Source organism: Rhizobacter sp. Root1221, from assembly GCF_001425785.1.
Lineage (GTDB): Bacteria > Pseudomonadota > Gammaproteobacteria > Burkholderiales > Burkholderiaceae_C > Rhizobacter.
The window spans coordinates 151,843-175,892 of record NZ_LMDI01000056.1; the positions used below are offsets into that span (position 1 = coordinate 151,843).

Sequence of the window (24,050 nt, forward strand, 5' to 3'; positions counted from 1 at the left end):
TGGCGTGACCCTCACGCGTGCCCCCTTTCGCCATGTCTTCCAACCAACTCGACAAAAAATCCCAAGCCTGGTCTGCGCTCTTTTCCGAGCCCATGAGCGAGCTGGTCAAGCGGTACACGGCCAGCGTGTTCTTCGACAAGCGCCTGTGGAAGGCCGACATCGCCGGCAGCCTGGCCCACGCCGAGATGCTGCAGGCCCAGGGCATCATCCGCGCCGAGGACCTCGCCGACATCCGCCGCGGCATGGCCCAGATCACCGCCGACATCGAATCCGGCGCGTTCGAGTGGAAGCTCGACCTGGAAGACGTGCACCTGAACATCGAGGCCCGCCTCACGCAGCTGGTGGGCGACGCCGGCAAGCGCCTGCACACGGGCCGATCGCGCAACGACCAGGTGGCCACCGACGTGCGCCTGTGGCTGCGCGAAGAGATCGACACGCTGCTGCCGCTGCTGGCCGACATGCAGCGCGCGCTGGTGGACGTGGCCGACCGCAACGTCGAGACCATCCTCCCCGGCTTCACGCACATGCAGGTGGCCCAGCCGGTGAGCTTCGCGCACCACCTGCTGGCCTACGTGGAGATGTTCGCCCGCGATGCCGAACGCCTGGAAGACGTGCGCCGCCGCGTGAACCGCCTGCCGCTGGGCGCCGCCGCGCTGGCCGGCACCAGCTACCCGCTCGACCGCGAGCGCGTGGCCAGGACCCTGGGCTTCGACGGTGTGTGCCAGAACAGCCTCGACGCCGTGAGCGACCGCGACTTCGCGATGGAGTTCTCGTCGTTCGCCGCCATCACGATGGTGCACGTGTCGCGCCTGGCCGAGGAAATCGTGCTGTGGATGAGCCAGAACTTCGGTTTCATCGACCTGGCCGACCGCTACTGCACCGGCAGCTCCATCATGCCGCAGAAGCGCAACCCCGACGTGGCCGAGCTGGCGCGTGGCAAGAGCGGCCGTGTGGTGGGCCACCTGATGGGCCTCATCACGCTGATGAAGGGCCAGCCCCTCACGTACAACAAGGACAACCAGGAAGACAAGGAACCGCTGTTCGACACGGTGGACACCGTGCGCGACACACTCCGCATCATGGCCGAGATGGTGGGTGGCATCACGGTGAAGACCGAGGCCATGGAACGCGCCGCGCTGAAGGGTTACGCCACGGCCACCGACCTCGCCGACTACCTCGTCAAGAAGGGCCTGCCGTTCCGCGACGCCCACGAGGTCGTGGCACATGCCGTGAAGCAGGCCATCGCGTCGGGCGTGGACCTGGCCGAACTGCCGCTGGCCACGCTGCAGGGCTTCCACGCCTCCATCGCCGCCGACGTGGCCGACGTCCTCACGCTGCGGGGTTCGCTGAACGCACGCAACGTGCTCGGCGGCACGGCACCGGTGCAGGTGCGCGCCCAGATCGCCCGGCACCGCACCCGCCTGGCCTGAGAAACCGAGATCCTTTGACATCGATGACCGACAACGACGCCCTGTCCCTCGCCACCGACTGGATCGCCTACTGGCAGGCGCCGGAAGGTTCCATCGAGAAGGACGAACTCTCCTGGACCGCGGACAAGGAATGGCAGCTCATCCGCGAGGCACCCCAGCACGCGTGGAAGCTCATCCTCGCCATCGTGAAGCTCGACCCGCCCGCCGAGATCCTGGCGGCCGTGTCGGCCGGGCCGCTGGAAGACCTGCTGTCGTACCACGGTGAAGCGATGATCGACACCATCGAGGCGGAAGCGCGGCACAACCCCCGGTTCGCCACGCTGCTGGGCGGTGTCTGGAAGAACGCCCTGCCCCATGCCGTATGGGCTCGGGTGCAGGCCCTCCGGGAGACCGTGCCCCGCGACGACAAACCCGCCTGACCCGCCCGTCAACCCGCTGCCGGAGCCTGCCTTGGCCATCCACGCCGTTCTCTTCGACCACGATGGCACCATCGTGGATTCCGAACCCACCCATCACCAGATGTGGAACAGCGTGCTGGCGCACCATGGGGTCGAGCTGACCGAAACGCAGTACAAGGACTGGTACGCCGGCATGCCCACGGCCGCGAACGCCATCGACATCCAGTCGCGGTTCGCGCTCGACGTGGTGCCTGCCGCGCTGGCGCAGGCCAAGAACGACGCCACCACCGATCACCTGTCGCGGCAGCCGTTCCCGTTGATGCCCGGCACCCACGACGTGCTCGTGGCCCTGCAGCAATTGAAGCTGCGGCTCGGGGTGGTCACCGGTGCCGGAGCCAGCGCCGTGCAGGCCACGCTGCGCCTGCACGGGCTGCAGGCGTTTTTCGAGACCGTGGTGTCGGCCGACGACGTGGAACACAGCAAGCCCGCGCCCGACTGCTACCTGCTCGCGGCCCGGCACCTCGGGCTGCAACCGGCCCAATGCGTGGCCATCGAGGACACCGAGCACGGCCTCAACGCCGCCGCAGCAGCCGGTGTGCCGTGCATCGCCATCCCCACCGACATGTCGCGGCACCACGACTTCTCCAAGGCCACCGTGGTGGTCCCCCGCCTCGCGGAGGCGCTCGAATGGATCCGCCACCGCGCGGCGGCTGCATGAACCGTGCGGCCACCTTCCGGGCCACCCGCCTCGAAGCCCTGGCGCGTTGAGCCGGCGGCGCGGCACGCCCGTGCTGGTGCAGAATTCCAGTCCATGCGCCCCACCCTCCTTGCCGCCTCGTTCGCCCTGATCTCGTCACTCGCCCAGGCCGGGCCGCTGCCGCCCCCCGCGCGTGCCGAGGTCGATGCCCTGCTGACAGCGCTCGAACGTTCGGGCTGCGAGTTCAACCGCAACGGGTCCTGGCACAGCGGCGGCGAGGCGAAAACCCACCTGCTGCGCAAGCTCGCGTACCTCGAGGACAAGAACGCCGTCACCACGACCGAGCAGTTCATCGACCGGGGTGCCGCCAAGAGCAGCTCGACGGGCAAGCCCTACCTGGTGCGGTGTGCCGGCGCCGCGCCCGTGGAGAGCAAGCAGTGGCTGGCCGCACGGCTGGCTGCGGTGCGGGCCGCGGCCCCGAAGTGACCGGCAATGGACGCCCCGACCCCATCGTTCGACGGCGGCTGCACGTGCCGCCAGGTGCGTTACCGCCTGAACAGCCCGCCCCTGGTCGTGCACTGCTGCCATTGCCGCTGGTGCCAGCGGGAATCGGGGGCCTCGTTCGCGCTCAACGCGATGATCGAGTCGGATCGCGTGGTGCACCTGGCCGATGAACCCGAAGTCGTGCACACGCCATCGGCCAGCGGCGCGGGCCAGCAGATCGCGCGCTGCCCCACGTGCCGCGTGGCCGTGTGGAGCCACTACGCGGGCACCGGGCCACTGACCCGTTTCGTGCGCGTGGGCACGCTGGACGAGCCCGACCGTTTGCCGCCCGACCTCCACGTCTTCACCGAGTCGAAACAGCCCTGGGTGGTGTTGCCACCTGGCGCCGTGGCCTTCCCGGCGTACTACGACCGCAAGTTGCACTGGTCTGCCGGGAGCCTGGCGCGATGGCAGATGCTGCGCCCGCTGATCGACGCGTACCGCCAATCGCGCCCGCCCGCGTGACGGCGGAGACCGGGGAATTCCCTCACCCACGCCCGGAAGGCCGGTTGTCCTGCACCGGCACCGTTGCCGACGGCGTATGCTCCGAGGCCATGCACCCATTGCCCCGCCCTTTCCGCGTCACCCTCACTGCCCTGCTGCTGACCAGCGCCCTCACGGCGTGCGCGCCGGTGGCCACCCTCAACGCCTTGTCGCCGCGCAGCACCTATGTGCTGACCGAAGGGGTGGCCTACGGCAGCCTGCCACGCCAGCAGCTCGACGTGTACAAGCCGGTACTGCCCGCGCCCAACGGCGGCTGGCCGGTGGCCGTGTTCTTCTACGGTGGAAACTGGAACGAAGGCGCACGGGCCGACTACCGGTTTGTCGGCGAGGCCCTTGCGTCCCGCGGGGTGCTCACGCTGGTGGCCGATTACCGGCTCTACCCCGAGGTGAAATACCCCACCTTCCTCGAGGACAGCGCACAGGCAGTGGCTTACGCACTGAACCAGGCCAGGTCGCTCGGGGGCAACGCCCGCCGCGTGTTCATCGTGGGCCACAGCGCCGGCAGCTACAACGCGGCCATGCTCGCCCTCGACCCCCGGTGGCTCCGTGCCGCCGGCACGTCGCCCGAGGCGCTGGCCGGCTGGGTCGGCCTGGCAGGCCCCTACGACTTCTACCCCATCGAGAACCCCGCCGTCCAGCCCGTGTTCTCGCACCCCGACTACCCGCCGAAGTCGCAGCCCGGTGAGTTCGTCACGCCGCATGCACCACGCACGTTCCTCGGCACAGCCCGCAAGGACAGCCTCGTGAACCCGCAGCGCAACACCGTGGCCCTGGGTGAAAAACTCAAGGCGGCGGGCGTGCCGGTGCAGGTCAAGGTGTACAAGCACCTGGGCCACTTGACCATGGCCGCCACGATGGCGGCCCCGCTGCGGTGGCTGGCGCCGGTGCTCGACGACGTTGCGAACTTCATCGAGACGGGCCGCCCGGCACGCCGCCAACTGAGCGGCGCCGAAACGCCCGGGGTCCCGGTGGCGGTGGGCGCCACGCCGGCTCCGCCGGCTTCACCCACCTGAGCCCACTGCGGCCTGGGGCGACACGACCTCGGGTGGCCGTGCCGCCGAGGGCACCGGCAAGGCGGCCAGGCCGCCCTGCCGGTCACGGCATCAACGCACCATCAGCTTGCCCACACCCGCATGGGACGTCACCGTCGCCTTGACGTCAGCCGTCTTCAGCAGCGTATAGGTGTACGGCACCGTCCAGCCCACTGCGGTGCTGAAGCTGCAGCCGCTGGCCAGGTTCAGCGCTGCGCCGTTCAGCATGGAGCCGCTGTCGACGATGGCGCCCGACTTGCTCGACGAACCCGGGTTCTTGACCACGTGGCCGCAGTTGCTCGCGCCGGCGATCTCGTAGACGTTGTTTTCCGAGATGATCTTGGCCATGTAACCGACCCCGATGCTGTAGCCGTACGCGTAGGCCTTGTCGTTGCGGTCACCTTCGTGCAGGTTGTTGTACACGTGCACGCGGCCGAAACGCACGCGCGGTGCGCGTTCCGAGACATCGGTGAAGCGGTTGTTGTGGAACGTGACGGTCAGGTGGCCGTCGTCACCCTTGGCGTTGTCCGACGAACCGATCAGGTTGTTCTTGTCGTGCTGGTCGAACACGTTGTGCGACACGGTGACGTAGTCCGACGCGCCTTTCACGTCGAGCGCGCCGTCGTGGCACTGCTTGGTCTTGCCGTTTTCCACCGGCAGCTTGTCGTCCGTCACCGGGGTGTCGCTGAACACGTTGTGGTCGACCCACACGCGCTTGGAGCCGTCGACGACCAGTCCGTCGTACTCCGAGTTCCAGTTGCCGGCTGAGCCGTCATTCGGGTCCCAGAGCGGCGCGATGTCGCACGGGTTGACGATCGTCAGGTTGCGCACGATGACGTTTTCGACGTCCTTGATCGAGATGCGGGCGTTGACCAGCTTCGTGTCGGCGCCGAGGCCGATCAGCGTGGTGTTGCTGCCGAGCTTGAGGGCGTTGCGGGCGGCCTGGTCGGAGGCGCTCTTGAACGGACCGCCGTTGTCGGCGGCGGCCATGTCGATCGTGCCGTACAGCTTGATGATCTTGGCCGTGTCACCAGCGCTCTTGAGCACCGACACCAGCTGGGAAGCCGAGCTGACCTTGTAGATGAACTGCGAGGTCGCCGCGGCGCCGCCGGTGGTGCCGCCGCCTTGGGTGGCCCAGCCGGTGGTGGCACGTTCGACGCTGGCGTCGGCGGCCGGTGCGGGCGCAGGGGCCGGTGCGGGGGTGGGCGCTGGCGCCGGAGCGGGAGCGGGTGCAGGAGTCGGCGCAGGCGCAGGCGCGGGCGTGGGGGCGGGAGCCGGTGCGGGGGTCGGCGCTGGCGCCGGCGCGGTCGTCTTGCTCACGGCGCACTTCTTCGTCTTGCCGGGGTACGGGTCCGACTTGAAGGCCGCCACCGTGCAGGCCACTTGACCCGACAGCGTCTTCACGACCCACTTGTCCTTGATGCCGAACGACACCTGGCGCTTCGCCGACCCGATGTCGCAGGTCTCGCGCTCGTCGGCGCACTTCGAGAAACCGGACGGCCAGTCGACGGCAAGTGCCGGGGTCGAACACAGTGCCGCGATCGCGGCGCAAAGAAGAGTTTTCTGGTTCATGACGGTGTTTCTTGTGAGTTTGAAGGCGCGTCGTCGGCCTCCCATCACCGCCGTCGCGGCCGGATTACACCGCCCGCGTTGATGTATGACAAGTGACGACAAAGCTCGAATGACGTCCATTTGTCGCAGGAAATGCGCTAAACCTCAGCACGTTACCGACCAGTCATACGATCTCAAGCCCACAGGGATGACCCTGTTTCTCCCATGAAAACCCCGTCCGCCGCAGCCCATCAGCGCGCGGTTCGTGACCGAACACACACCCATGCCGGGCACTTGCAGTCGTTGCAGACTGTTGCACGCGCCCCCTACCGTGAGGGGGGCGACGGCATCGCACGCGGCACGGGTGGAGATCCCGGCCTCCGCCGGGATGACCGAGGAGCACGGGATGACGGAGGGGCGGGGACGACGAAGGAGGGGGCGAGCAAAGCGAAGCGAGCAACGCCCCGAACCGCGTGCGCCAGGAAAGCAAGCGCAGCGAAGCGACAGATCAAGCTACCGCCGAGCCCGGGTCCCCCGGGCGACCGCGGGCTCCCCCATGGGGGGACCGGCGCGACAGCGCCGTAGGGGGCTCTATTGAAATTTGCTCAGCATTTGTTCCAGCGCCATCGTGAATGGCGCCTGCATCATCGGCAGCGTGAGCAGCACCCCGACGAGCCCGACCGACACGGTGATCGGGAACCCGATGGCGAAGATGTTCATCTGCTGCGACACCCGCGAGATCACCCCCAGCACCAGGTTGACGAAGAGCAGCATCGTCACCATGGGCAGCGCGATCCACAGGCCGAGCTTGAAGATCTCGGCGCCCCACAGGTGGGGTTGCAGCTGGCGCAGGAACTCGAACGGCTCGGGACCCACCGGGAACGCCACGAAGCTCTGCGTCAGCGCGGCGATCATCAGCAGGTGGCCGTTGGTGATCACGAACAGCAGCACCACCACCGTGCCGTAGAAGCGGCTCACCGCGGTGGTCTGGCCGTTGGTGGCGGGGTCGAAGAAACCGGCGAAGTTCAGGCCCATCTGCAAGCCCACCAGCTCCCCGGCGAACTCGATGGCCGCGAACACGATGCGGGCCGCAAACCCGAGCGAGATGCCGATCAGCACCTGCTGGATCACCACGAGCACCGCCAGCGGCGTGTCGAGCGCAATGACGGGCATGGCCGGCAGCGACGCCTGCGCACACAGCGCGATCACGAACGCGAGCGACACCTTCACCCGAACCGGCACGCTGCGCTGCGACAGCACCGGTGCCGACGTGAACATCGCCAGCACCCGCAGGAACGGCCAGAGGAGCGGACTGATCCACTCCAGCACCTGGGCTTCGGTGAAGGTGAACATGGGAACGTGCGGTCAGTCTCTCAGCCCACGACGGTGGGAATCGACTGGATCATGCGCTGCAGGTACTCGACGAGGGTCGTCAGCATCCACGGGCCGGCAAAACCCAGCACCGCGACGGCCGCGATCATCTTCGGCACGAACGACAGCGTGGCCTCGTGGATCTGCGTGGCCGCCTGGAAGATGCTCACGAGCAGGCCCACGGCGAGCACGGTGAGCAGCACGGGGGCGGCCACGATCAACAGCAGGTAGAGGCCCTGCTGGCCGAACGTGAAGACTTGTTGAGCATCCATTGGGGGGCCTCAGGTGGAGAAGCTCGCCGCGAGCGAACCGAGCAGCAGGTTCCAGCCATCGGCCAGGACGAACAGCATCAGCTTGAACGGCAGGGCCACGAGCACCGGGCTCAGCATCATCATGCCGAGGCTCATCAGCACGCTGGCCACGATCATGTCGATCACGAGGAACGGGATGAAGATCAGGAAGCCGATCTGGAATGCGCTCTTGAGTTCGCTCGTGACAAACGCCGGCACCAGCACCTTGAACGGCACGTCCTCGGGCTTGACCGCCGGGTCCACCTTCGCGAGGCGGGCGAACAGCATCAGGTCGGCCTGGCGGGTCTGCTTCATCATGAAGGCGCGCATCGGCACTTCGCCCCGCTTCAACGCTTCATCGAACTGGATGCGGTTTTCCGCGTACGGCTGGTAGGCCTCGGCATACACCTTGTCGATGGTGGGGCTCATCACGAAAAACGTGAGGAAGAGGCTCAGCCCGATGATGACCTGGTTCGGCGGCGCCGACTGCGTGCCCATGGCCTGGCGCAGCAGGCCCAGCACGATCACGATGCGCGTGAACCCCGTCATCAGCAGCAGCACGGCCGGCAGGAAACTCAAGGCGGTGAAGAACAGCAGCGTCTGGATGGGCACCGAGTAGCTGGTGCCACCCGCGCCCTGGCCGATCACGAGCGGCAGGCTGGGTGCGGACTGGGCTAAAGCCGCCACAGGTGCGGCCGATAACACCGTCAAGGCCAGGAGCGCGGCACGGTGGCGGCGCAGCCGGGAATAAAAGACAGCGGTCACTTCGGGGTTCCTTGGTCGCCGCGCAGCTTGTTCAGCAGTTGCGCAAACGGCGGCACGGCCTGGCCGGAGGACGGCAGGGGCTCGGCGCCGGGCTCCATGGTGTGGAGCGTGGTGATCTGCTGCGGCGTGACACCGAGCACGAGCCACTTGCGCTGGTCGCCCTGCCCCACCTCGACGGTGACCAGGCGCTGGTTCTGCGACAGCGACAGCACCCCGACGGCACGCATCGTGCCGTGTGCCGCGCCGCCCCCGATGGGCGTGCGCTTGAGCAGCCACAGCGCGATGGGGATCAGCGCGATGACAACGATGAAACCGAGCAGCGACGTGAAGCCGGAAGAAGGCATGCGGATCTCCGGTCAGGCCGCGCGGCTCAGGCGGCGCATGCGCTCGCTCGGCGTCACGATGTCGGTCAACCGGATGCCGAACTTGTCGTTGACCACGACCACCTCGCCCTGGGCGATCAGGTAGCCGTTGACCAGCACGTCCATCGGTTCGCCGGCCAGTGCGTCGAGTTCGACGACCGAGCCCTGCGCCAGCTGCAGGATGTGCTTGATGGGGATGCGCGTGCGACCCAGTTCCACGGTGAGCTGCACCGGGATGTCCAGGATCATGTTGATGTCGTTCGTCGCCCCCGTGGCCGCAGCGGCCGCGAAATCGGTGAACGCCACGGGCGCCGCGCCCGCTGCGGCGCTTTGCACCTCGGAGGCCACCTCGGGTTTGGCCTCGGCGAGCGCAGCCGCCCACTCCGCGGCCATGTCGTCTTCAACGGAATTGGTGTTATCAGACATTCTGGTCTCCCAGCCAGCCCATGGATGAGCTGGACAACATGCGATCGACCTTCAACGCGTACTTGCCGTTGGAGGTCCCGTAATGACATTCAAAGATCGGCACACCCACCACCTTCGCCTCGATGCCCGCACTGAGGTCGAGTTCGATGAAGTCACCAGGCTTGAACGAGAGCAGCTGCTCCACGGTGGCCGGCGCGTGCGCCAGTTCGGCCACCACCTCGACCGAGGCCGACTGGATCTGCTGCTTCATCAGGTTGACCCAGCGGCGGTCGGGCTCGTTGCTGTCGCCCTGGATGGTGGAGTACAGGACGTCGCGGATCGGTTCCAGCGTCGAGTACGGAATGCAGAAGTGGATGGTGCCGGTGGTGTCGCCGATCTCGAGCGTGAAGCTCGTGGCCACGACGATCTCGCTCGGCGTGGCGATGTTCGCGAACTGCGGCTGCATCTCCGAGCGCTGGTAGTCGAGCTCGAGCGGGTAGATGCCCGCCCAGGCCTTCTTGTATTCCTCGGTCACCACCTCGACGAGGCGCGTGATGATGCGCTGCTCGGTGGGCGAGAAATCGCGCCCTTCGATGCGGGTGTGGAACTTGCCGGCGCCGCCGAACAGCGCGTCGATCACCGCGAACACGAGCGTCGGGTCGCACACGATCAGGCCGCTGCCGCGCAGCGGGCGCACCGAGACGATGTTGAAGTTCGTGGGCACCACGATCTCGCGCAGGAAGGCGCTGTACTTCTGCACCTTGATGCCGCCGATCGAGATTTCCGGGCTCTTGCGGATGAAGTTGAACAGGCCGATGCGGATGTTCCGCGCGAACCGCTCGTTGATGATCTCCATCGTGGGCATGCGCCCGCGGACGATCCGTTCCTGGCTCGCGATGTCGTAGTTGCGGATGCCGCCGGCCTGGACCTCTTCCTGCTCGAGCTTCTGGCTCTCGCCGGTGATGCCTTGCAGCAGCGCATCGACTTCGTCTTGCGAAAGGATCTGCTGGTTCATGGGGTGGCCTGGCCTGTGGGGGGCGGTTGCCGGATCACTGGACGATGAAGTTCGAGAAGTGCACGCGCGAGACGGGGTTGTGCACCGCGCTCTTGCGCTTTTTCTTGCGCTTGCCCTGTGCCGGCACTTCGTCCTCGTCTTCCACTTCGATGCCGAGCGGCAGCACCGACTCGCGCAGGATTTCCTTCTGCAGCGCCAGCTTGCCTTCCTGCGACAGCAGTTCGGCCGAAGTCTTGTGCGCCAGCACCATCAGGATGCCGTTGCGGATGGCGGGCATGTAGGCCTTGAGTTCGTCGGCGAACTTGGCGTCGTCCACCTCGAGGGTGACACCCACCTGAGCGAAGCGCTCCGTCTCCTTGTCGGCCAGGTTCACCACGAAGGGTTCCAGCGGGACGAAGGTGGGGGCGTGCTTGGGATCGTGCTTGCGCGTCTCGGCGTGCGCCGGGGCGGCTTCTTCACCGCTCTCCTCTTCCTCGTCCGCGGCGGCAGCGGCCGCGGCGGCCTTCTGCTTGGCGATGTAGGCGAACGCACCGCCGCCGATCCCGACCAGCAGCACGACGGCCGCGATGATGACGATCAGCTTCTTGTTGCCCTTCTTGGGGGCATCGGCAGTAGCGCTCGCGCTCGACATGAAATCTCCTTCAGGCGCACACCCAGCGGGTGCGCATGAGGGAAATTATCGAAAAGGGGGGCACCGGCCGATGGCCGGAATAACGGGGGAAAAGCGCCGCTTCCCCGCCGCGGGCTCGCGCACCGTCTCAGGCGTACAGGTCGACGCCGCCAGCCCGGACGGTCCGGGTGGCCGGGCTGGCCACGGCGGCCGGTTCGTCCCCCGAGCCTTGCCGGCCCGGGACGTGGCCCGGTTGGCCACCTTCGCGATCGCGCTGGCCCTGCTGCTGGGCCTGGCTGTGCACCCCGCCGCCGGACAACGTGAACCCGGCGTCGCGCAGCGCAGCGGCCAGTTCGGGCAGGCCGCTTTCAATGATCTGGCGCGTGATGGCCGAATCCGCGCCGAAGTCCACCTTGGCCTGGTCGCCATCCAACGCGATCTGGACCGAAATGGGGCCCATGTCGGCGGGGTTCAGATGCAGTTCGGCCTGCTGGACGCCCTCCTTGGCGAACACGCTGAGCTGGGCGCCGAGCGCCTGCGGGAATTCGGGGGCGTCGGCCGGCGTGGCCACGTGCACCACGGTGGGCGCGGCCATTTCGGCGGCCGGGCGTTCGGCGAGCGGCGTGGCGCCCGACAGGGCCTGGGCGGCGGCGGCCATGTCCACTTTGGGCGACGACTCGCCGGTCAGTGCACGGGCTTGTGTGACTGGCAGGGACACCTGCTCCATCACCGCCTGGAACGCCGCCGGCAACTCGGCGGCCTGGCGTGCGTCGGCGCGCGGGCCGGGGCGTTCGACCTTCAGGTCTTCGGGCTCCTGGCGCTGGCGCTGCGCCGTCTCGCTGCTGCCGACCAGGGCCGGTGCGGCACGGCGCGCGGCGCCACGCTCCGCGGTGGCCTGGGTGGCGGTCAGGTCGGATCGGGCTTGTTCGGCGACGGCGTCCGAGCCAGCGGGCATCGCGGCATGCGGGTCGGCCGGTTGGGCCTCGGCGGCGGGTTGGGCCGGCGGCATGTTCAGCGAGGCGAGCCATTCGGCGAGCGACGGGTCCACGGCGGGGTCGGTTTCTTCGGCGGCCGACACCGGGGCATCCACCGGTTCGGTCTCGGCCATCTCGGCCGGTGCGCGGGGTTCACGCACAGGGGCACCATCGGCCGGCTGCGGGCGCGTGCCGGCCTGGCGGTTGGCCCGCAGCTGGCGGCCTCTGGCCTCGTCGGCGGTTCGGGTGGCCTGGGCGTTGTCGGCGGCGGAGGTGTCCTCGGCCTTCGGTTTGTCGGCCGGTGCCGGCTCGGGCGGGGCCTCGGCGCGCCGGGCGTCGAGCATCTGGGCGAAACCGGCGCCGCGCACGGGCGCGGGCGGCGCGCTCAAGGCGGCAGCGAGGTTGGTGGATGGCAGGGCGGGCGTGGAGACGGCGGCGGTCATCGGGAGGCTCGTGGCGGCAATCAGGCGGATGCGGACTGGCGGTCTTCGTTCAGGCGGTTCCAGGCGGCGCGGCTCGCGAATTCGTCGGTCTGCTTCTGGTCGCGGCGGTCGGCGGCCAGGCGCAGCTCGGCCAGGCGGCGTTCGATCAGCTTGCGCACCGATGCCACGCGCAGTTCCTGCTCGCGCACCACCGCACGGGCGGCCTCGACGCGGCGGGCCGCGTTGGCGACCATGAGCTGCTGCTGGTCCACGGCCAGCGACAGGCGGCCCATGAAGCCCTGGTAGGTCTGGAACTGGTCGATGGACGCCTGGCGGCTGAACTTCTCGCGGTACCGGCCTTCGTAGTCGAGGCGGTACGCCACGAGCTGCTCGGCCTGGCCCTGGGCGGTGGCCTGCGCGGTCTCGGCCCGGCGGGCATGGCCCACGGCGTCGTCGCGTTCGCGTTCGGCCTGGCCCAGCAGGGCCATCAGCGGGGAGAGGGACGGGTCGGTGTGGCTCATGGTTCAGTCCTGGTTCAGGCGCCGACGAGGGCGCGAAGTTCGCGCACGCTCGCGGGCAGGCTCGACGGTTGGTGCATGCCCTGCTGCAGCAGCTCGACCATCTTCGGGTGCAGGCGCACGGCGTGGTCCAGTTCCGGGTCGGCCCCCGGCGAGTACGCGCCGAGCTGGATCAGGTCGCGTGCCTTGTTGTGTTTCGCGTAGAGCTGGCGGAAGCGGCGCGCCGCGTCGATGTGCTCTTGCGGGCTCACGTTGGTCATCACGCGGGAGATCGAGCGTTCCACGTCGATGGCCGGGTAGTGGCCGGCTTCGGCCAGTTCGCGCGACAGCACGATGTGGCCGTCGAGGATGCCTCGGGCCGCGTCGGCAATCGGGTCCTGCTGGTCGTCGCCCTCGGACAGCACGGTGTAGAACGCGGTGATCGAGCCCACACCGTGGATGCCGTTGCCGCTGCGCTCGACGAGCTGCGGCAGCTTCGCGAAACAGCTGGGCGGATAGCCCTTCGTGGCGGGTGGTTCCCCGATGGCCAGCGCGATCTCGCGTTGGGCCATCGCGTAGCGGGTCAGCGAATCCATCAGCAGCAGCACGTGCTGGCCGCGGTCGCGGAAGTGTTCGGCGATCGCGGTAGCGTAGTTGGCGCCCTGCATGCGGGTGAGCGGCGGGGCATCGGCCGGAGCGGCCACCACGACGGAACGGGCGATGCCCTCCTCGCCGAGGATGTCCTCGATGAATTCCTTGACTTCACGGCCCCGTTCACCGATCAGCCCGACCACGATCACGTCGGCCGCGGTGTAGCGCGCCATCATGCCCAGCAGCACCGACTTGCCCACGCCGGTGCCGGCGAACAGGCCGATGCGCTGGCCCCGGCCCACGGTGAGCATCGAGTTGATCGCACGCACGCCGGTGTCGAGCGGCTTCCTGATGGGGTCGCGGTCCATCGCGTTGATGGGGCGGCGGATCAGCGGTTCGTTGTGCACGTTCTGCAGCGGGCCGCGGCGGTCGATGGGGTGGCCGTGCGAGTCGATGACACGCCCGAGCAGGCCGTCGCCCACGGGCAGGTGCAGCGTGCGGTCCTCGCCACGGCGCCACGGGTGGTGCGGCGCGCCGAGTTTCAGCGGCACGATGGGTGACGGGCGCGGCACCACGCGGGCGCCACTGGCCAGGCCGTGGGTTTCACCGGTGGGCATCAGGTAGGCGCGGTCGCCGGAAAAGCCGACCACCTCGGCCAGCACCGGCGGTTGCCCGTCCTGGCGCGGGTCGTCCATGAAGATCTGGCACACGGAGCCCACCGGCACGCGGATGCCCGCGGCCTCCAGCACCAGCCCGGCCACCCGCACCAGCGTGCCCTGGGTTTCGAGCGGCACGGGGTCGGCCGAGAAGGTGGTCATGTCGGCGAAGTAGCGCTGCCACTTGTCGGTGGCCTCGACGGCACCGGACTCGAAGGGCGAATGTTTCATGCGTCGGTGTCCTCGTCTTCCGTGGTACCGGCAGGCAGCGGGGCTTCCTTCCACGATTCGTCGCAGCCGATCGAGGCCGCGGCACGGCGCCAGCGGGTCTCGACGCTCGCGTCGATCACGCCGATGTCGGACTCCACGAGGCAGCCGCCGCGCAACACGGAGGCATCGCTGACCACCCGCGCACCACGTGCCGCCAGCACGTCGGCCGCACCTTGCGACACGAGCGCCACGTCGTCGGGGTTCACGCGCAGCGTGATGTGGCGGGCGCTCAGCAGCAGCGTCTCCACGGCTTCCTCGGCCACGGCCACGACCAGCTCGGGGCGCTGCACGATCTCGCTGCGCACCATCTGGCGCGCCAGGTGCGTGGCCGACACGGCCAGCGCACGCGCCATCTGCTGCTGCAGCGCGTCGAGCTGCTCCATGTACGACTGCGTCACGGTGCCCAGCTGGGCCGTGACCTGCGATGCAAAGCTCTGCTTGAACCCTTCGAGGGCCACCAGGCCGTCGCGGTACCCGTCCTGGTAGCCGGCCGTGCGCGCCGCGCGCGTGGCCTCGGCCAGCACCTGTTCCTGCGACGGGGCTTCGGGTTCCGGCGGCGCGGGGCGCTGCACGCCCTTGTCGGCGGGCGCCGAACCGTCGAGCGAACCGAGGTTCCACGCGGCAAACGACGACAGTTCCTCGCGCGGGATGAAGCGGCCATAGCCGGACGGCTTGGCGGCCTGGTTGTTCGTGTTCGGCGGCGGCGGGGCCGGACGCGACGGTCCGTTTTTAGAGGAACTCATCGTCGCCTCCGGTGGTGAGGACGATCTGGCCTTCGTCGGCCAGGCGGCGAACCACCTTCAGCATTTCCTTCTGCTCGGCCTCGACCTCGCTCACGCGCACCGGGCCGCGGCCTTCCAGGTCTTCGCGCAGCGTTTCGGCCGCACGGGTCGACATGTTGCGGAACACCTTCTCGCGCATCTCCGGCGTGGCGCCCTTCAGCGCGATGATGAGGGACTCCGACTGCACTTCCTTCAGCAGCAGCTGGATGCCCTTGTCGTCGATCTTCTCGAGGTCGTCGAACGTGAACATGTTGTCCATGATCTTCTGGGCGAGCTCGTTGTCGGCTTCGCGGATGTAGTCGAGCACCGAGGTCTCGATGCTGCCGCCCATCAGGTTGATCATCTCGGCCGCGGTCTTCACGCCGCCGAGCGATGCCTTGCGCAGCTTGTCGCCGCCGGCGAGCACCTTGCTCATCACTTCGTTCAGGTCCTTCAGCGCGGCCGGCTGGATGCCGTCCAGCGTGGCGATGCGCACGAGCACCTCGTTGCGCTGGCGTTCGGTGAAACACTTGAGCACGGACGACGACTGGTCGTAGTCCAGGTGCACGAGGATGGCGGCCACGATCTGCGGGTGTTCGTTGCGCAGCAGTTCGGCCACCGAACCGGCGTCCATCCACTTGAGGCTTTCGATGCCGCTGATGTCGCCGCCCTGCAGGATGCGGTCGATCAGCAGGTTCGCCTTGTCGTCGCCCAGCGCCTTGCGCAGCACCGACTTCACGTACTCGTCGGTGTCGCTCACGAGCATGCTCTGCTCGGACGCCACCACGGCGAAACGTTCCAGCACCCCGTCCACGCGTTCGCGCGGGATGCTTTTCATCCTGGCGATCGTCTCGCCCAGGGCCTGCACTTCTTTCGGCGCAAGCAGCTTGAACACCTCGGAGGCTTCTTCCTCTCCGAGCGACATCAGCAGGATGGCCGAGTCTTCGAGTCCCTTGGAGTCCATGGCGTGGTCGTTCGTCCGGTTCAGTCAGGGAATGGAGGTCAGGCGATTTCGCCATTGACCCAGCCGCGCACGATGTTCGCGACGGCGGCGGGGTTGTCCTTGGCGAAGGCGCGTGCGCCAGTGAGGTGGGTGCTCGCACGCGGCGCCTCCAGCTGAGGCAGCTTGCCGGGCTCCACGATGGGCAGCAGTTCGTCGTCGGCGACCACGGCATCGAGGTTGTTGCCCTTCGGGTCCATTTCCACCCTGGCCGTCTTCAGCGCCGGGCGGATCAGGCCGAACACGATCGCCAGGGCCACCACCGCCAGCGCTGCCGGCACGGCCGCGGCACGCAGCAGGTCGAGCACTTGCGGCTGCTTCCACAGCGGGGTGTTGTCGACAGCCACCGGCTCCACCTTGAAGGGGGCGTTGATGACCTTGACCGAATCGCCGCGCTTTTCGTTGTAGCCGACGATCTCGCGCACCAGTGTCTCGAGCTTCTGGAGTTCATCCGGCGTCAGCGGCACGGTGGTGACCTTGCCCTTGGCGTCGGTGTTCGTGCGGTGGTTCACGACCACCGCCGCATTCAGGCGGCGCACGGTGCCTGTCGCGTTGCGGGTCACGCGCACGGTCTTGTCGACCTCGTAGTTCGTGACCGAGTCCTTGCGGCTCGTGCTGTTCGAGGCCGCACCACCCTGGGCGGTCTGCAGCGGCTGCGAGGCACCGGTCAGCGGCGCGGTGGCGGCCACCGGGGGCTGGTTCGACGTGGCGCCCGGGATGCCGGTGGCGCCCGAACCGTTCTGGCCGTTCTGCTCGGTGCGCTGCATGCTGCGCACGGCGGCTTCGGCGTTTTCGCCCTGGTTCGGCCGGAACTCTTCCGACGTGGATTCGGTGCGCGAGAAGTCGATGTCGGCGGTGACCTGGGCGCGCAGGTTGTCGCGCCCCACCACCGGGTCGAGGATGTCGAGGATGCGCTTGTTGAACTGCGTCTCGACCTGGTTCACGTACTGCAGTTGCTGGGCGTCGAGGCCCGAACCGTTGTCTTCGGGCGAACCCGACAGCAGCGCGCCGGTCTGGTCCAGCACGCTGACGGCCTTGGGGTTCAGCTCGGGCACGCTGCTCGACACCAGGTGCACGATGCCGGCCACCTGGGCGCGATCGAGGGTGCGGCCGGGGAAAAGGGTCAGCATCACGGAGGCGCTCGGCTTCTGCTGTTCGCGGAAGAACCCATTCTGGTTCGGCAGCGCCAGGTGCACGCGTGCGTTTTGCACGGAAGCCATCGATGTGATCGAGCGGGTCAGTTCACCTTCGAGGCCGCGCTGGAACGTCAGGCGTTCCTGGAACTGGGTCTGGCCGAACTTGGCGCCGTCCATCAGCTCGAAACCGACGACGGACCCCTTCGGCAGGCCGGCCGAGGCCAGCTTCAGGCGCAGGTCGTGCACGTTGGCCGCCGGCACGAGGATGGCGCTGCCGCCTTCGGAGTACTTGTAGGGCACGCCCATCGTGGACAGTTGGGAGATGATGGCGCCGCCGTCCTTGTCGGACAGGTTGGCGTACAGCACCTTGTAGTCACCCTGGCTGCTCCACAGCGTGATGGCGGCCAGCACGGCCACCAGGGCCGCCACGCCGAGGCCCAGGCTCACCCGGCTTTTCATCGGCAATGCGGCCAGGCGCGTACCGAGCCCGGGGGCGGCAGGTACCAGCGTGGTCGGTGTAGCGACGGCGATCGCGTTGTCCATGGTTTTCGATTCAGGCAAGGCAGGCACAGGCCCACCGGTTGAATCGAATTATTTGGAAACTTGAGGGGGACGGATCGGGGGAACAACCAGCCAAACGGCCGTCAGTTCCCAACACCCCCGTTCACATCTTTCCCTAAAGTCACACCATCGACCGCCGACCCCCTGTGCCCGGCGTCACCAAGGAGCTCTCATGGACGTGACCCTCAAACCTTTCAACTTCGCCCAGGCCGCCGCCCGGGCGGGGCTGGGTGTCAACGGCCTGCCCCTGGCGAACAACAACAAGGCCGCCGGCACCGCAGGTGTGCAAGGACCGGATTTCCAGCAGGCGCTGTCCCAGGCGCTGCGGGGTGTCAGCGACACCTACAACCAGGCGAGCGACATGCAAAAGCAGGTGCAGCTCGGCAACCCCACCGTCAGCCTCGAGGAGACCATGGTGGCCATGCAGAAGGCGCAGATCGGCTTCCAGGCCACGATGCAGGTGCGCAACAAGCTGGTTTCGGCTTACTCCGAGATCATGAACATGACCGTGTGACGCCCCGGCGGAAGCCAGGGGTCACTCGGGCCGATCGTGCGGCGGCGGCGAATCCCGGCGTTCGGCCGGATGACTGACCACGATGTGTTCGATCTGCTCCGGGAACTCGGCCCGTTCCACCACGAACAGGTCCCACACGGCCATGAACATGGCGGCGATCACGGGGCCGATCACGAACCCGTTCAGGCCGAAGATGGCCATGCCGCCCAGCGTGGAGATCAGCACCACGTAGTCGGGCATCTTGGTGTCCTTGCCCACGAGCACCGGGCGCAGCACGTTGTCGACCAGGCCGATCACCAGCACGCCGTAGCCGATCAGCACCACGCCCTTCCACACCGCCCCGGTCACGAGGAAGTAGATGGCCACCGGCGCCCAGATCAGGCCCGCACCCACCGCCGGGAGCAGCGACAGGAACGCCATCAGCACGGCCCACAGCAGCGCCGCATGGATGCCGAGGAAGGCAAACGCGATGCCGCCGAGCGCGCCCTGGGCCACCGCGACCAGCACATTCCCCTTCACCGTGGCCCGGACCACCGTGGCGAACTTCGCCGACAGTTCCCGCTTGTGCGCATCGTTCAGCGGCACCGCGTCGCGGATGCGGCGCGACAGCCCCACCCCGTCGCGCAGCAGGAAGAACATCAGGTACAGCATGATGAAGAAGCTGATCACCACGTCGAGGGTGTTCTGCCCGATGGCCAGTGCCTGCGTGGCCACGAACTGGCTGATCTGGCGCAGGCTGGAAGTCAGCTTCTCCTGCAACTCGGCGAGGTTGCCGAGCCCGGCGCGGTCGAGCAGCGACGTGAGCCAGTGGGGCAGCACGGCATAGACCTGGGCGAAGTAGTTGGCGAAGTTCAACTCGCCGCTCTGGATGCGCTCGTACACCGCAGCCCCTTCGCGCACCAGCGCCCCGGTGATCAGCCCGAGCGGCAGGATGACGATCACGAGGATCACCGCCATCGTCAGCAACGCCGCCAACGTGCGCCGCCCCTTGAGCCGCGGCACCAGCTTGCGGTACAGCGGCGAAAACAAGATCGCCATCACCACGCCCCAGAACACCGCCCCGAAAAACGGCACCAGGATCCATCCGAACGCGAGTGTCACCGCGACCAGCAACAGCAGGAAGACCCGGGATTCGAACCGGGAGGACTTGAGCGGGCGAGGCAGGTTCATCCCGCCATCCTATCCGCACGCCAGGAAGGGAACGCGCAAGCGAAGCAAAGTGTCCGTCGGTCGATGGCCTCAAGTGCCCGAAGGTAGGGGGGGCTGCAAAATGTGCGCTGCCCCCTAAACTGTCCACCTGACGGCCGCAAGGAGTGCCCGCATGACGACCACCCCCGACCTGCTCGGCGGCTGCCAGTGCCGCGCCGTGCGCTACCGCGTGACGGGTGCCCCCATCGCCGCGGCGCTTTGCCACTGCAGCATGTGCCGCCGGGCCAACGCCGCCCCCAGCGTGGCGTGGGCCATGTACCAGCAACTGCAGGTCGATTTCCTGTCGCTGCATCCCACCGTGTACGAATCCTCACCCGGTTGCCGCCGCGGGTTCTGCCCGCGGTGTGGCACCCAGATCATGTTCGCGGCGGACTACCTGCCCGGGCTCGTGGACCTCACCATCGGCAGCTTCGACGACCCCGACGCCCTGGCCCCGGCGTTCCAGTACTGGCATGCGGAACGCCTGCAGTGGGTCGAGACGGTGGAACAACTGCCGAGTTACGCCGAGTTCCCTCCGTCGGAGGTGCTGTGGCCGGGCTGACCCCGGCACGCAGCGTGGTCTCCGGGGGAATTACCCTAGAGGCCTCACCATCACTTCGACCCACCATGCGCCGCGCACTCTTCGGAATCGGCTGGACCATCGCGGGGGCCTTGACAGCCGTGGCGCTGTACGCGGCAACGGCGTTTTCGCTCCCGCTGCTGCCCGTGGGCACGCCCGCCCCTGCCGCCGACATCGAGGCCTACGTCGTGTCGAATGGCGTTCACACCGACCTCGTGCTGCCGGTGCGCTCGGAACGCATCGACTGGACCTCGGTGTTCGATCCGGCGCATTTCCGCAGCATGCCGCCCGATGCCTCGTTCGTGGCCATCGGCTGGGGCGACCGGGAGTTTTTCCTCAACACGCCGGAATGGCGCGACCTCACGGTGGGCCGGGCCGTGGGCGCGCTGTCAGGCACGGGACGATCGCTCATGCACGTGACGTGGTTGCGCCGTACGGACCTCGGCACACGTGTGTGGCGGCTGCCGCTGGACGCCGCCGGCCACGACGCGCTGGTGCAGCACATCACGGCCACGCTGCACGACGGCACGACCCCGGCGCGGCCCGTGCCCGGCCGCCACTACGGCCCCACCGACGCCTTCTTCGAAGCGCGCGGCGCGTACGATCTCTTCACCACCTGCAACACCTGGACGGGCCAGGGCCTGCGCGCGGCACGGGTGCCGGTGAGCCCGTGGACCCCGTTCGCCCCCAACGTCGTGTCGCGCCTCGCGCCCGCACCTCGCCCGTGAGGGCGAAGGCGAGCAGGCATCGACCGCTCCTGCGCGCGGCTCCTGGGACCCGGCGTTACGCCACGACGGCCTTCCCGCGATCGTCCTCGCCCTCGGGGACCTCGGGCAGGTCGGTGATCTCCGTGAGCGTCACGCCGGCGTTCGACGGGCCCGCGGCGGGGTCGGTGGCCTGCTTCGCATCGGCCATGACCTGGGACAGGTTCTCCATGACGCGCTGCTCGAAGGCGGGCAGTTCATCGTCGCCGAGGCCTTGGACGTGCTCGGACACCGCCTCCGTCCACGCCACCAGCGCCTCGGGTGTCGGGGGCGCCATCGTGACCAGTTCCGTGCCGTCGGGGCCCTTGAACAGGCTCGCGATCGCGTTGCCGCCCCAGTTCATGGCCAGTTCGGCACCACGCGCGACCGGGCCGGGCATGGTCATGGCCATCACCGTCATCACCAGGGCCGCGTAGTACGGCGCCTCGGGCGATGCCTCGATCAGGCCGTCCGGGGTGAAGGCCTTGGCGAGCTTGTCGACCGACAGCGCCATCGCCATCACCATGCTGGTAGCGGCCATGCCCTTGAAGCGCTCCATCGCGTCTTGCCGCGTGGCCTGTTTGTTCCAGGCCGACTGCGCCATCACCGCCGTCACGACCACCGCATCGGCCGACAGGTCCACCGTCCCGATGGGATCGGGCTGGATCAGGAACACCGTCGCCCCCGTGACGCCAGCGGCGAAGATGGTCAGGGCCAGCTTGGAGGCGAAGTTCGTGTCGCCGGCGGGCACCACGGCGCCCTCGGGCCCGTTTGCCGCAGGTGCCAGGTTGAACGCTTTTTCCAGCCGGTCAGCGCACCGGCCGATCGTGCCCAGCAGGTGCGTGACCTGCGAGTTGAGCGTGCGCGTCAGTTCGCGCCCGGACGCCGGATCCGTGAAATCGGCGCGGGCCTTCGTGAGCGCCACGCGGCCGGCCTCGAGCTCCTTCCACAGCCCTTGCAGCTCCGTGTGGACGTGCCCGCCCACCTCGCCGGGCGTGAGCCGCCTGCGCATGGCGTCCGCCTCCTGCGCATGGCCCCGCCAATCCTCGATGGATGCCCCCGCGCGCACGACGGCGCCCGTCGCCTTGCTCGCCACGTTCTGCACGCTGTCCCACACGAACGGCGCGATCAAGGCCATGCCGCAGGCCGCCGCGATGCCGGCATGGCCCAGCTTGTTGTGGTCGAACGATTCCATCTGGTGGCGAGCCGACTCTGAGCCGAACTTCTTTGTCATCTCCAGCGACAGGAAGATCGCATTCAGCAGCGCCGGGTAGAAGTGCACTTCATCGGCCTGGCGTCCCAGTTCGCCACCCATCAGCGGAAACGGCAGGCCGTCGGCCGTGGCGCGCAGCGTGGTGCCCGCCACGCCCACCACCGCCTTCGTGGCCGCTGCCACCGTGTAGGCAAAGGTCTTGGCCTGGTTGGCCAGCAGCGGGCTGGGCACGACGACCGGCCACAGATTGACCAGGTTGGCCAACGCCTTCAGCGCGCGGCCCCCGGCCGGCGTGCCGTTCTCCAGGGGGTCGAGCGCCTGCTCCACGGCCTGGATGTCCTTGAGCAGCGTGGCCTGGAACTTGGCCTCCAGGCCGTGACGGGCCTCCACGAGACGGCGCAGGTCGCCCACGTGCCGCCGGCACTGGGCCAGCGTGGCCTCGGTCGGCGCCTCGAGGTCATTGCCGCGCAGGATCCGCAGGAAATCGGGATCGTCGGCACGGGGCTGCAGCATGGTGCGCAGGTCGGTCAGCGTCCACAGATGCCTGGCGGCCGTCCCCAACGTGGAAGGTGCGTTGCGCAAGGCAGAGGGGATTCCCATGACCACCTGGGTCAACTTGGCCGGCGCATTCATCACGCCATGCGCCAGCTTGGCCGGGGCGTGGCCGATGTTGACCGCTGCGTGCTTCAAGCCCGTGAAGATCGTGCCGGACCAGGAATCCGCGGTGGCGCCAGGCAATTGGGCCGCACGCGGCGCCCGCGCGGCGGCAGGATCGCGATCGGGCGAGGGGGTGCCGCGACCCATGCGTGAAGCGGCGGGCAACGCATCGAGTGCGCCGTGGGATGCAGGCGTGGACGTGGCAACCGGCGACGGTGGAAGGGTCGAGGCGTCGGCGGAGGATGCGGAGGACGGGCGTGGCGACACGCTGACAGATGAGGTCTTCAAGTTATGAGCTCCCTTGATCGGCCGCACGCCACGGCACCGCATGACGGGTCGCCTGGGGCGCGCTGAGCCGTACTGCGGTGAAGGAACGGGAACGGTGGCGCGCTCGCCATGACGCGAAAGCGGCGGGCCGTCCCCCTCCCGGGAGTCCGATGATGGCGACGGCATCCGCCGTGGTCCTCCGGCCCGCGAAGCCATGGCTGCCGGCACGAAACGCCGACAACGCCCGGGCGCAGTCCGTCGCTCCCTCAGCGCCACGGCGCCCGGTACAACCACACCGGACGTCCGTCGGGGCACTGCGCCACGGCGGTGGGTTTCACACCCGCAGCCTCGAACTCCAGGCTCGCGAGCCACGCACCCGGTTTCAGTTCGGTGGCCGCCTTGGCCATCGCGCGCGGCATGCTTTCGGGCCGCTGGAACAGGTAGACGAGGTCATAGGCCGACCAGTCCTCGCGCCAGATGTCGGCGCGGCGCACCGCTGCCGGAACGCCGAGCCAACGGCAGCGCAGGCGGCACAACAACGTCAGCGGCCAACTCCACTCCAGGCCCACGAGCCGCGCCGCAGGGTAGGCCGCATGCAGTTCACGGAGGCCGTCTCCGAACCCGCAGCCCGCGTCCACCGCCTGTGCACCGGGCGGCAACGGCACCAGCGCCGGCAGGCCACCGAGCGCACCGCGCGGCGTGGGGAACACCGGGGCATCGCGCCACGCGTGCACCGGGTACAGCGCGAACACGGCTGCCAGCGGAAAGAGCCACACCCACGCCGGCACACCGGCCGCAGCCCCCGAGGCCAGCAGCGACAGCGGGAACCCCAGCGCGATGAATACCGTGCGCCAGCGGGTGCCCCCGAACAGCGCCCCACACACCCCGAGCGCGGTGGCCAGCACCAGTGCGAGCCAGGCGGGCACCGCGTCCACCCGCGAGAGGCCGATGAACAGGGCCCAGGCGGCGGCCCAGGTGAGCAGCGCCGGGAGAGGCCAGATCAGGCGGAGGGACATGGCGGCATTCTGGCCGCAAACCCGGCCGCCCC

General features: G+C 68.5%; 26 protein-coding genes. 9 read left to right on the forward strand and 17 right to left on the reverse strand.

Going from position 1 to position 24,050, the window contains the following annotated elements:
- The first annotated feature begins 32 nt into the window (after positions 1–32).
- From argH to ASC87_RS26780, 6 genes are all read left to right on the forward strand, one after another.
- Positions 33–1,430 carry an argininosuccinate lyase gene (gene argH / locus ASC87_RS26755; RefSeq protein ID WP_056670250.1) on the forward strand — a complete coding sequence of 466 codons (1,398 nt, stop codon included), beginning with the start codon at positions 33–35 and terminating at the stop codon, positions 1,428–1,430.
- A gap of 23 nt (positions 1,431–1,453) precedes the next feature.
- On the forward strand, positions 1,454–1,849 hold the full coding sequence (locus ASC87_RS26760; protein ID WP_056670253.1) for a DUF6869 domain-containing protein: 396 nt from the start codon (positions 1,454–1,456) through the stop codon (positions 1,847–1,849).
- Between the two features lie 31 nt (positions 1,850–1,880).
- Positions 1,881–2,546: an HAD family phosphatase gene (locus ASC87_RS26765; RefSeq protein ID WP_056670256.1), complete on the forward strand. Its 666-nt coding sequence runs from the start codon at positions 1,881–1,883 to the stop codon at positions 2,544–2,546.
- A 93-nt stretch (positions 2,547–2,639) separates the two neighbouring features.
- The gene (locus ASC87_RS26770) at positions 2,640–3,011 is read left to right on the forward strand and encodes a DUF5329 domain-containing protein (protein ID WP_056670259.1); all 372 of its coding nucleotides are present in this window, start codon (positions 2,640–2,642) and stop codon (positions 3,009–3,011) included.
- Positions 3,012–3,017: 6 nt separating this feature from the next.
- A complete protein-coding gene (locus ASC87_RS26775; RefSeq protein ID WP_056670263.1) occupies positions 3,018–3,533 on the forward strand; it encodes a GFA family protein in 516 nt (171 codons plus the stop codon).
- Between the two features lie 89 nt (positions 3,534–3,622).
- Positions 3,623–4,585, forward strand: a complete 963-nt coding sequence (locus ASC87_RS26780) for an alpha/beta hydrolase (RefSeq protein ID WP_082569002.1) — start codon at positions 3,623–3,625, stop codon at positions 4,583–4,585.
- Between the two features lie 90 nt (positions 4,586–4,675).
- Here ASC87_RS26780 and ASC87_RS26785 read toward each other — a convergent pair whose 3' ends face one another.
- The 14 genes from ASC87_RS26785 to fliF form a co-directional block, all read right to left on the reverse strand.
- Positions 4,676–6,175 (reverse strand): polysaccharide lyase family 1 protein, encoded by a 1,500-nt coding sequence (locus ASC87_RS26785; protein ID WP_056670266.1) that lies wholly within the window; start codon positions 6,173–6,175, stop codon positions 4,676–4,678.
- A gap of 570 nt (positions 6,176–6,745) precedes the next feature.
- Positions 6,746–7,507: a flagellar biosynthetic protein FliR gene (fliR, locus tag ASC87_RS26790; RefSeq protein WP_056670269.1), complete on the reverse strand. Its 762-nt coding sequence runs from the start codon at positions 7,505–7,507 to the stop codon at positions 6,746–6,748.
- 20 nt (positions 7,508–7,527) lie between these two features.
- A complete protein-coding gene (fliQ, locus tag ASC87_RS26795; RefSeq protein ID WP_056670272.1) occupies positions 7,528–7,797 on the reverse strand; it encodes a flagellar biosynthesis protein FliQ in 270 nt (89 codons plus the stop codon).
- Positions 7,798–7,806: 9 nt separating this feature from the next.
- Entirely contained in the window at positions 7,807–8,556 is a 750-nt protein-coding gene (fliP, locus tag ASC87_RS26800) for a flagellar type III secretion system pore protein FliP (RefSeq protein ID WP_082569003.1), read from the reverse strand.
- A 20-nt stretch (positions 8,557–8,576) separates the two neighbouring features.
- Entirely contained in the window at positions 8,577–8,924 is a 348-nt protein-coding gene (gene fliO, locus ASC87_RS26805; RefSeq protein ID WP_056670275.1) for a flagellar biosynthetic protein FliO, read from the reverse strand.
- Positions 8,925–8,936: 12 nt separating this feature from the next.
- Positions 8,937–9,368, reverse strand: coding sequence for a flagellar motor switch protein FliN (gene fliN, locus ASC87_RS26810; protein WP_056670278.1), 432 nt, complete (start codon positions 9,366–9,368; stop codon positions 8,937–8,939).
- Positions 9,361–10,362 carry a flagellar motor switch protein FliM gene (gene fliM, locus ASC87_RS26815; RefSeq protein WP_056670281.1) on the reverse strand — a complete coding sequence of 334 codons (1,002 nt, stop codon included), beginning with the start codon at positions 10,360–10,362 and terminating at the stop codon, positions 9,361–9,363. Before fliM ends, fliN begins: the two co-directional genes overlap by 8 nt.
- Positions 10,363–10,396: 34 nt before the next feature.
- Positions 10,397–10,993 carry a flagellar basal body-associated protein FliL gene (fliL, locus tag ASC87_RS26820; RefSeq protein ID WP_056670285.1) on the reverse strand — a complete coding sequence of 199 codons (597 nt, stop codon included), beginning with the start codon at positions 10,991–10,993 and terminating at the stop codon, positions 10,397–10,399.
- Between the two features lie 127 nt (positions 10,994–11,120).
- Positions 11,121–12,389, reverse strand: coding sequence for a flagellar hook-length control protein FliK (locus ASC87_RS26825; RefSeq protein ID WP_056670289.1), 1,269 nt, complete (start codon positions 12,387–12,389; stop codon positions 11,121–11,123).
- Positions 12,390–12,409: 20 nt separating this feature from the next.
- Entirely contained in the window at positions 12,410–12,889 is a 480-nt protein-coding gene (gene fliJ, locus ASC87_RS26830) for a flagellar export protein FliJ (protein WP_056670293.1), read from the reverse strand.
- 14 nt (positions 12,890–12,903) lie between these two features.
- Positions 12,904–14,274, reverse strand: a complete 1,371-nt coding sequence (gene fliI / locus ASC87_RS26835) for a flagellar protein export ATPase FliI (protein ID WP_056670521.1) — start codon at positions 14,272–14,274, stop codon at positions 12,904–12,906.
- A gap of 65 nt (positions 14,275–14,339) precedes the next feature.
- Positions 14,340–15,125: a FliH/SctL family protein gene (locus tag ASC87_RS26840; RefSeq protein WP_056670296.1), complete on the reverse strand. Its 786-nt coding sequence runs from the start codon at positions 15,123–15,125 to the stop codon at positions 14,340–14,342.
- Positions 15,112–16,107 (reverse strand): flagellar motor switch protein FliG, encoded by a 996-nt coding sequence (gene fliG / locus ASC87_RS26845; RefSeq protein WP_056670300.1) that lies wholly within the window; start codon positions 16,105–16,107, stop codon positions 15,112–15,114. The genes ASC87_RS26840 and fliG overlap by 14 nt, the downstream gene beginning before the upstream one ends.
- Positions 16,108–16,145: 38 nt before the next feature.
- On the reverse strand, positions 16,146–17,822 hold the full coding sequence (gene fliF, locus ASC87_RS26850; protein ID WP_056670304.1) for a flagellar basal-body MS-ring/collar protein FliF: 1,677 nt from the start codon (positions 17,820–17,822) through the stop codon (positions 16,146–16,148).
- A gap of 190 nt (positions 17,823–18,012) precedes the next feature.
- On the opposite strand from fliF, the gene fliE reads away from it, so the two are divergent.
- Positions 18,013–18,354, forward strand: coding sequence for a flagellar hook-basal body complex protein FliE (gene fliE / locus ASC87_RS26855; RefSeq protein WP_056670307.1), 342 nt, complete (start codon positions 18,013–18,015; stop codon positions 18,352–18,354).
- A 21-nt stretch (positions 18,355–18,375) separates the two neighbouring features.
- Here fliE and ASC87_RS26860 read toward each other — a convergent pair whose 3' ends face one another.
- Positions 18,376–19,524: an AI-2E family transporter gene (locus ASC87_RS26860; RefSeq protein WP_082568988.1), complete on the reverse strand. Its 1,149-nt coding sequence runs from the start codon at positions 19,522–19,524 to the stop codon at positions 18,376–18,378.
- Positions 19,525–19,675: 151 nt separating this feature from the next.
- Here ASC87_RS26860 and ASC87_RS26865 point away from each other — a divergent pair, with 151 nt between their 5' ends.
- Together ASC87_RS26865 and ASC87_RS26870 are read left to right on the forward strand one after the other, a co-directional pair.
- Positions 19,676–20,104, forward strand: a complete 429-nt coding sequence (locus ASC87_RS26865) for a GFA family protein (RefSeq protein ID WP_056670310.1) — start codon at positions 19,676–19,678, stop codon at positions 20,102–20,104.
- Between the two features lie 65 nt (positions 20,105–20,169).
- Positions 20,170–20,850 (forward strand): TIGR02117 family protein, encoded by a 681-nt coding sequence (locus ASC87_RS26870; RefSeq protein ID WP_056670313.1) that lies wholly within the window; start codon positions 20,170–20,172, stop codon positions 20,848–20,850.
- A gap of 55 nt (positions 20,851–20,905) precedes the next feature.
- On the opposite strand, the gene xopX is transcribed toward ASC87_RS26870, so the two are convergent.
- Positions 20,906–23,023, reverse strand: a complete 2,118-nt coding sequence (gene xopX, locus ASC87_RS26875) for a XopX family type III secretion system effector (RefSeq protein WP_235582311.1) — start codon at positions 23,021–23,023, stop codon at positions 20,906–20,908.
- Positions 23,024–23,268: 245 nt separating this feature from the next.
- Positions 23,269–24,018, reverse strand: coding sequence for a class I SAM-dependent methyltransferase (locus ASC87_RS26880; RefSeq protein ID WP_056670318.1), 750 nt, complete (start codon positions 24,016–24,018; stop codon positions 23,269–23,271).
- Positions 24,019–24,050: the final 32 nt, after the last annotated feature.